The organism is Aminobacterium sp. (assembly GCF_034926885.1).
Lineage (GTDB): Bacteria > Synergistota > Synergistia > Synergistales > Aminobacteriaceae > Aminobacterium.
Genome location: NZ_JAYFQR010000024.1, coordinates 1 through 7,659, shown reverse-complemented (window position 1 = coordinate 7,659; position 7,659 = coordinate 1). Strand labels below are relative to the sequence as shown.

Sequence of the window (7,659 nt, the reverse complement as noted above, 5' to 3'; positions counted from 1 at the left end):
ATGTCATGGCGGGTTTACCTCCTATATCCTTTATTTTGGTTGTTTGAGCAACACCAGTATAAAGGAGAGGTGCCCGCCTTTTTCATTATCTCTTTCACTTTACCTAAGTAAACGGAACGAAACTCTGGCCCATCTACAGATCGGCCCTCCTCTTGTCTATACAATAATACTTACAGTGAATTTTAACGTACACAGTGCTAAGGAACAACTCTTTTAATTAATCATCTTCTTGTACTGCTCTCTAAAAGAATGTACAATTTAGATATTTACATAACAATGTGTAATAAGAAAATATTACAAAATAGCCACTCAATATTAATGGGAGGTGGAAAGGGGTATGGAAAGCGAAAAAAAAGGTATGTTCGATTGGTATTTCAAAAGTAATTTATTAATACGGATTCTTATTGGTCTTGTTCTTGGCGCAATAGTGGGGATGGTGGCCGGAGATTCGATTTTATGGGTGAAACCCTTAGGGGACATTTTTGTTCGTCTATTAAAAATGATCGTTATGCCTATTATTCTAACAACACTTGTTGTCGGGGCTGCAAGTATAAGCCCAGCGGAACTCGGCAAAGTCGGAGTCAAAATTGTCGTCTTTTATCTTCTTACATCAGCTTTTGCAGTTGCTGTCGGCTTACTTATGGGAAATTTATTCCATCCGGGACTTGGATTAGACCTCGGCGTTATAGGGGAAGCGGCAGGTCGCGCTCTTGAAAAACCATCCCTTGCAAAAACATTCCTCAATATCATTCCTACAAACCCCTTCGGTGCTCTATCTGGAGGAGATGTTCTTCCCACTATTTTCTTTGCCATTATGTTTGGTCTTGGCATCAGCTATCTTAAAATCAGCAAAAACAGTCGTATTCAAGAGGCTGGAGAGTTACTATTCAAAATGTTTGATGGTGCAGCAGAAGCTATGTACAAAATTGTCGGCTGGGTATTACAGTATGCCCCCATTGGTGTATTCGCCCTTCTTGCCGTTGTATTCGCACAACAGGGAGCCAAGGCAATTGGCCCCTTGGGAACTGTAACTTTTGCCTGCTTCCTGGGATATATCATTCATCTCATTGTTGTTTATGGAGGAATCCTCACACTGAACAAACTTGGCCTCTTTACCTTTTTACGAGGAGCAAAGGAAGCTATGATCACAGCCTTTGTCACACGAAGTAGTAGCGGAACCCTACCAGTCAGTATGAGCAATGCTGACGAAAATCTAGGCGTAGCAAAAAACGTATATTCCTTCACTCTTCCTCTGGGAGCCACCATCAACATGGACGGAACCGCCATTTATCAGGGAGTTTGCGCCCTTTTCATTGGCTTTGCCGTTGGTCTTCCTCTCAACTTTGCACAACAAATGACTGTTATTTTAACAGCGGTTCTCGCTTCAATAGGAACAGCAGGCGTTCCAGGAGCTGGCGCGATTATGCTTCTTCTTGTTCTTGATTCTGTGGGACTTCCCATAGAACAAGGATCTCCTGTAGCGGCTGCATATGCCATGATATTGGGTATTGACGCCATTCTTGATATGGGAAGAACCTGCCTCAATGTCACTGGCGACTTGGTAGGATCTACTGTCGTAGCCAAGAGTGAAAAACTGCTTGATCTATCGAAATGGAGTAAGTAGAAAATGAAGTAAATACGTTAAAAAGCACAAAAAGAAGAGGCTGCTTTGAAAGCAGCCTCTTCTTTTCATTATTTATGTTTGAGATTTTGTCTATGCTTCCAAAGTCGATAACTTCGAACAATCAAACGAACTAAAGGAAGTCGCGTTAAGGCAGGATCAGGGTCACACTCCCCAACACGTTGATATTCGTCGCAAATATCAAGAACGGGAGATTTAGGACACTTCACAATCTGATCGGGATAAATGCTTCTATATCCAGAAACAACAAAAGAGATAACTGACGCAATAGCCGCAAGGCTTGCCACTCTAGAACCAAAAAGCTCCGCAGCTAAAATAGCCGCCGCAATAGGAGTATTAGCTGCTCCAGCAAGAACGGCTACAAAACCGATGCAGCTGAAAAGAACAGGGTCTAAACTAAAGATCGATGCAAAGGTTGCACCAGAGGCCGCCCCTATGAAAAGAGTAGGCGTCACGAGTCCGCCACTTCCTCCAGCTGCCAAAGTTACACCTGTGAAGAGAGATTTCCATATAAAAGCCAACGCTGGAACCTTGGCACCAGTAATAGCCTCAGATATAGTTTGAGATCCTAGACCCAAATACCTAGGACCTACGAGCAACGATAAAAGAACGAGAACAACTCCTCCAAGAACTGACCCTAAAAGGGGGTGGAGTCCTATTTTTCTATATATTTTCTGAGCCGTGTGAAGAATTTCAATGAAAAGAAGAGAAACAAGACCAAAAAAGACCCCCGCGCATACAACCCAGACAATAATATTTGCTCCTGTTAAACGGGGAATATAAAAAAGAGGTTTATAGATATAGGCCATGCCAAGATTCAAAGAAACTTGATAACTTACCATGCCGCTCACGATACACGGCAAAAGAACATCGTAAAAGACCTGCCCAACGTACAACGCTTCAAGACCGAAAACTGCACCTGCAACTGGTGCTCCAAAGACAGACGCCATACCTGCAGATACACCACAAACGACCAATTTTCTACGATCTACATCATTCAAGCGCAATCCTGTCGCAAAAAGATTTGAAACAGCCCCACCAATTTGTGCGCTCGGCCCTTCCTTACCGAGAGAGCCCCCTGTAGAAATAGTGATAATAGCCGCTACCACCTTAACCACCACACTATAGACATTGATCCGTCCATCATGATGGTGAACAGCTTCTATCACGCTTTCCGTTCCTTGACTGCTATCATCTGAGAACTTAAGGTACCTCACCAACAAAACACTCACGAAAAGCCCGACAGGCAGCAAAACAATCCTCCATGGAGGAAGCGTACCGACTTCTGTTGAAAACTTTTCGAGAGTAAGCATAAAGGTAGAGGTACCCGTTCCCACGAAAATACCAATAATAACTGCCAACACCAACCACTTGAAAACACTGTAAAAAAGCGCAAATTCTTCTTTAAAAAACCTCGCCCACGAATCCTCCTGCAATAATCTCACTCCAAAAAAACAAAATTAACAATGAAAAGAGAGAACTAGATAGAGATAACCTCCCTGTGCAATGGAAAAAGGCAAAGTAAAATTACGAATTCCAAGAGATTCACTTGGAACCGTCCGGATGCCCGCTCCTGTAATAATTTGAGGAGGAGTTACGTCTACCCCCTCGAGAGAAGATTGGGTAAGCGCCCGACCGCTCACCATATTTGAAAGTTCCCCAATGACACTTGTTGCAACAGGATCTTCAATGTCAGGTTGTATCATGCCACCAGACATTGCTGATACGACAGCGCTGAAACCTGCCTGATCAAGCATAATTACAGCCGTTCCCTGAAGTCCTCCCCCAACAACACCGACAAGTGAGGCCAAGCAACTTCCATGAACATGAACCCCTTGCGCCACCTCTGACTTGAGAAGAGATACTTCCACCCCCATTTCACGACTCACTGAAATTAGAGATGACCCAAAAGTATTAACAAGAGTCGCCAATTTTTCTACGCCCATAAACCAGAATCTCCCTTCCTCAATCTATTCCCTCGCTTCTAATGTTATATAGCGACGAACAATTACAAGAGCAGCCAGATCATCAATATCTCGATTGGGTGTTCTAAGAGAGTCTGGAAATAACTTCCATAACCCCTTAGGGGGATGTAAGCTCCAGAACACTTTCCTCGCTTCAAGAGTTGAACCTCGCTCTTCCACTATTTCTGCATATATTCCTTGCCCTTCTAAAAAAGATAAAATCTCTTGACACGTTGTTCCATTCCCCACAACAACTCTCAGGTCTGTATCGGGGTTAAAATAGTTCTTTCTGTTTTCCCTGATCCAAGGGGTTAAAAGAGCCCATTCACGTTTCAAAAGGCTCTCCAAAAAGAGAGGCAGATCTTGCTTTTTTACTATGCCTGAAATAAGCAAAACTCCATTATCATCAGTTAGAGCCCAACCAATCTTATCTCTTCCAGGATCTATGCCCAACAACATTTTTACTTTCCCATGGTGGATGCCCAACGAGGATATAACCACATCCACTGATCCGGGTACTGAGAAATCCACGAACTTATCGAATTATTACATATAGTTACTGCTTTTGCCAGATTTTCTCCAAATTTTTCAGAATTCGAATCTTCAAAAGGAGGTAAAAAATAAAGATCGTGGTGTACCCCATCCACCCTTCTTATAATAAAAACTGGAACCATCGGGCATTCATACTTAAGACTCATTTTTATAGGACCATAAGGAGTGCTTGCGGGAAGACCTAAAAAAGGCGCGATAATCCCTTTGTCGCGAACATCCTGGTCAATCAAAATGGCAAGTACCTCTCCTTTTCTAAGGCATGTCATTGCCGCTTTTAAACTAAACCCCTTGCTTATAGTGGAAACATTACATTTCTTTCTATATTCGATAATCATGTCAGTAATTCGTTCATCTCGCTGTTCTGCTCCAATGGCATTCATTGGATATCCCATTCGGGCAATGCTCGCTGCTGCAATCTCCCAATTGCCTATATGCCCTGTTATAAGAATAACGCCATTTCCTTTTTCATATGCTCGACGAAGATTTTCTTCTCCATGAACAGTTACAAAAGAATCGAGAGAAGAAATGAATTTCGGCAAACGAACAAACTCGGCAGCAGAACGCCCAAGATTCAGATAAGATCGCCTTACTATGTGTCTAGCGGTAGTAACTCCCACACCAAGGGCTTCCACACATCTTTTTTCGGCCTTATCAACTCGCTTCTTGCTCAAAGCCCAAAGAGTTGTTCCTAAAGCACCACCCAACTGAAGAGCCGTCTTATGTGGTAATGCCTGAAACAACTTTTGCATATATTGAATTAAAGTCCATGTTGTATTCTGACTTAATCCCACTTATCTATCCTCCATAAAAATTCGCCGATTATTATACCTTATTCAAGTGTAACACTATATATATTGCGATATACTTATTGAGAAAGTTAAGAAGAAAAAATTCCTCAGGAGGTGATTCGCAATATGTTACGGCGAATTTTGTTCCCAATGGATATGTCTTCTTTCTCAAAAGAAGCTCTTTTGTGGGTTTCCAGAAGAGCTCTTCAGCGACAATCGGACATTCTTATCGTTCATGTTGTCAGCCCGGCCGCTGGGATGAATATTCCCCAACTTGTACAAGAAGCAGAAACGACTCTCAACGAATTCTGCCAGAAAAACCTGCCAGAAAAGCTTTTTTACAAAGTAATCGTAGCTGCAGGAGAATCTCTAGAAATTATTCCTGAATACGCATCAAAAGAAGAATGTACATTCGCTGTCATTCCCTCACAAGAAGCAGGCGAATTGACCCCACTTGTAAGACGACTTGCTATTCCTCAACTTATTTTACGTTCCCGCAATGAACATTTTCCCGAAGAAGATATATATCAAAACATTGCCGTCGCAGTAGATTTATCGCCGGAACGGACAGATATGATGCTTCATGAACTCAGAGACATTCTTCAGCAGGTGGATACTGTTCCGACTCTGACTCTTGTCCATGGCGTTCCCCTTGAAGACGCAGAAGATTCCCAGACTCTCATAAATGCAGCAGAAGAGGCGCTGGAAGTGGTAACACAAGATGTAAGTTCATGGAACACCGAAACTTCGATGCAAATCGTAAGTGGGCAGCCTGAAATAGAGCTTCCTTCCTGGATAGAAAAGACTTCTCCGAGTCTTCTCGTTGTCGGTCTCTCTACGCAAAGAGAAATCTGGCAGTTAATATTAGGCTCCACAGCTGAAGCCCTTATAGAAGGAACGACGTGTCCCGTTTTGGTTCTGCCTACTGCCTGACCAGAAGATTTGAGGCAATCATAGATTCCAAACGATTAATGCGCATATCAATCAAAAACTGAACAAAATCAGGCTCTTTTAAAGGATTTTTGTTGAAAATAAACATTTTTATTCCTCTATCTTCGAGAAATTTTGCATCGTCACAAAGCAGGGAAAGCCTATTGAAAAGTGTTTCTTCTATAGGTTGAGTTGTTCGTATGGCCAGAATTCGAGAAGAGGCCTTTTTTATCTGTGGTAGAACATGTATTCCATACTGTCCATTTTCTAACATGTGAATAGAAAGAGAGTAACCCTTTGTTGTGCACTCTTGTTTCAGGAGATTCCAAAGAATGGGAATTTCTTCTATTTTTTGTCTCATCGTAAATAATTTATCCCATGAAATTTTCAAGGCTTTAATCATAAGTCTCTCATTTTGACTGCTTTCGAACTGATTCTCTTTTAGAGCCATTGAAAAATCAAAGTCAGTATGATAGTCGGGGATAAAAAAATCAGGATGACCGGATTGCACAATAAAAAGAATCCCTGCTCTTATTTCCTGCTCGTTTATGCGGCGCAATTCATTTAGATGTTTTAGAGCCCGTGTTGAAGGAGCATCTGGAAACATAGCTATCTTTTTTCCAAATAGAGAACACGATTTTACCTCTATGACCATGGGCTCTTTTCCGTTAGAGATGAGAAGATCAAATCGGCTGTTTCCCCAAGAAACTTCTCTTCTTACAACTCTATATGCCTCTAGTCCTGGAACTTGCCCCTGATTGAAAAGCCACGCCGCAACGTCATTAGTTTTATGGGTATGAAGCATAACCGGTCCATGCTCCGCAAGGGCTCCCACAACAGTAAATTTCGTTTTTCGAGACGCTGCCGCTGCGCTCTCTTTGATTAAATAGAGAGTTGTTTCAGGGTACAATAGCTCCCATAATCTGCCTGGATTTGGGAGAAATGCCTGAACTCTTTCTCCATCGGAGAGACGACATATGACTAAGAAGCGATTTGGCCTTTCCAGAAAACGTGCTTCGATAAGAGCGTTCCTTTCTCCTATATGAAATATATCTGCCATATATTATTCTCCTTAATGAGGACTACTAAAAAAGATTGCTATAAAGGGGATAGAAATGAGTACGACGGAAATACGAATGACGTGAAAAAGGAGAGCAACAGGAGCATTAGCGCCAGATTCTACAGCAGCCAACCCTAAGCCGGAAAGTCCTCCTGGCGCTGTTGAAAAGACAGCAGTCATTATATCTATTCCACTTAACTTGGAGATACAAAAAGCAAGTAAAATACTAAAAAGTAAAATGACAAGACTATACACAATCGCTATTGGAATAAATCGAGGAATTTGACGAACAGTAGCCATATCAGCTTGAGCAACTATAACAAAAGCTACGAATAATTGAGAAAGAAAGGATAAGAATTTCATATGTTGCGCTTCCATTCCCATAAAGCCCTTGATAAACAACCCCCCTAACAAGCCCCCTACAAGTGCCCCAGATGGGATCTTTAACTTATACCCTACAACTCCTCCCGCTATAATGCCAACATAAAGGAAAACATTTGTCATTTCTATTCCATCACCCTTTAAGAAAAGGGGGCTTTAAAAGCCCCCTAAATAAATTTCTGACGTTTATATTATTAAAGATTTAGCTCAAGAGGGTAAGCATAACGGACGCAGCGACGGCAGTGCCGATAACACCAGCCACGTTGGGTCCCATAGCGTGCATAAGCAGGAAGTTGCCAGGATTCTCTTTCTGACACATTCGCTGTACCACTCGTGCCGCCA

General features: G+C 42.2%; 9 protein-coding genes. 2 read left to right on the top strand and 7 right to left on the bottom strand.

Annotated features, from left to right (window positions below; genetic code table 11):
* Positions 1 to 337 precede the first annotated feature (337 nt).
* Positions 338 to 1,624, top strand: coding sequence for a dicarboxylate/amino acid:cation symporter (locus VB083_RS10075; protein ID WP_213691976.1), 1,287 nt, complete (start codon positions 338 to 340; stop codon positions 1,622 to 1,624).
* A 68-nt stretch (positions 1,625 to 1,692) separates the two neighbouring features.
* Here the strand turns inward: VB083_RS10075 and VB083_RS10070 are convergent, their stop codons facing one another.
* Genes VB083_RS10070 through VB083_RS10055 form a run of 4 tightly spaced genes read right to left on the bottom strand, consistent with a single transcriptional unit; the run spans position 1,693 to position 4,949 of the window.
* Positions 1,693 to 3,087, bottom strand: coding sequence for a chloride channel protein (locus VB083_RS10070; protein WP_213691977.1), 1,395 nt, complete (start codon positions 3,085 to 3,087; stop codon positions 1,693 to 1,695).
* A 15-nt stretch (positions 3,088 to 3,102) separates the two neighbouring features.
* The gene (locus VB083_RS10065; RefSeq protein ID WP_213691978.1) at positions 3,103 to 3,588 is read right to left on the bottom strand and encodes a chemotaxis protein CheX; all 486 of its coding nucleotides are present in this window, start codon (positions 3,586 to 3,588) and stop codon (positions 3,103 to 3,105) included.
* A gap of 24 nt (positions 3,589 to 3,612) precedes the next feature.
* A complete protein-coding gene (locus tag VB083_RS10060) occupies positions 3,613 to 4,065 on the bottom strand; it encodes an endonuclease (RefSeq protein WP_213691979.1) in 453 nt (150 codons plus the stop codon).
* A gap of 2 nt (positions 4,066 to 4,067) precedes the next feature.
* The gene (locus VB083_RS10055) at positions 4,068 to 4,949 is read right to left on the bottom strand and encodes a lysophospholipid acyltransferase family protein (RefSeq protein WP_213691980.1); all 882 of its coding nucleotides are present in this window, start codon (positions 4,947 to 4,949) and stop codon (positions 4,068 to 4,070) included.
* Positions 4,950 to 5,072: 123 nt separating this feature from the next.
* Between VB083_RS10055 and VB083_RS10050 the strand changes: the two genes are divergently transcribed.
* Positions 5,073 to 5,879: a universal stress protein gene (locus tag VB083_RS10050; RefSeq protein ID WP_213696022.1), complete on the top strand. Its 807-nt coding sequence runs from the start codon at positions 5,073 to 5,075 to the stop codon at positions 5,877 to 5,879.
* On the opposite strand, the gene sfsA is transcribed toward VB083_RS10050, so the two are convergent.
* The 3 genes from sfsA to VB083_RS10035 all read right to left on the bottom strand — a co-directional run.
* Positions 5,869 to 6,936 (bottom strand): DNA/RNA nuclease SfsA, encoded by a 1,068-nt coding sequence (gene sfsA, locus VB083_RS10045; protein WP_213696023.1) that lies wholly within the window; start codon positions 6,934 to 6,936, stop codon positions 5,869 to 5,871. The genes VB083_RS10050 and sfsA overlap by 11 nt on opposite strands.
* Before the next feature lie 12 nt (positions 6,937 to 6,948).
* A complete protein-coding gene (locus VB083_RS10040; protein WP_213691983.1) occupies positions 6,949 to 7,440 on the bottom strand; it encodes an AbrB family transcriptional regulator in 492 nt (163 codons plus the stop codon).
* Positions 7,441 to 7,519: 79 nt separating this feature from the next.
* Positions 7,520 to 7,659, bottom strand: a 140-nt coding sequence (locus VB083_RS10035; RefSeq protein ID WP_213691540.1) for a sodium ion-translocating decarboxylase subunit beta, incomplete at its 5' end; no start/stop codon positions are given.

What these genes read in the sequence shown, in the direction of transcription:
- VB083_RS10075 (WP_213691976.1), top strand. Translation starts at nt 338, where the DNA reads ATGGAAAGCGAAAAAAAAGGTATGTTCGATTGGTATTTCAAAAGTAAT.
- VB083_RS10065 (WP_213691978.1), bottom strand. Translation starts at nt 3,588, where the DNA reads ATGGGCGTAGAAAAATTGGCGACTCTTGTTAATACTTTTGGGTCATCT.
- VB083_RS10060 (WP_213691979.1), bottom strand. Translation starts at nt 4,065, where the DNA reads ATGTTGTTGGGCATAGATCCTGGAAGAGATAAGATTGGTTGGGCTCTA.
- VB083_RS10040 (WP_213691983.1), bottom strand. Translation starts at nt 7,440, where the DNA reads ATGACAAATGTTTTCCTTTATGTTGGCATTATAGCGGGAGGAGTTGTA.
- VB083_RS10050 (WP_213696022.1), top strand. Translation starts at nt 5,073, where the DNA reads ATGTTACGGCGAATTTTGTTCCCAATGGATATGTCTTCTTTCTCAAAA.
- sfsA (WP_213696023.1), bottom strand. Translation starts at nt 6,936, where the DNA reads ATGGCAGATATATTTCATATAGGAGAAAGGAACGCTCTTATCGAAGCA.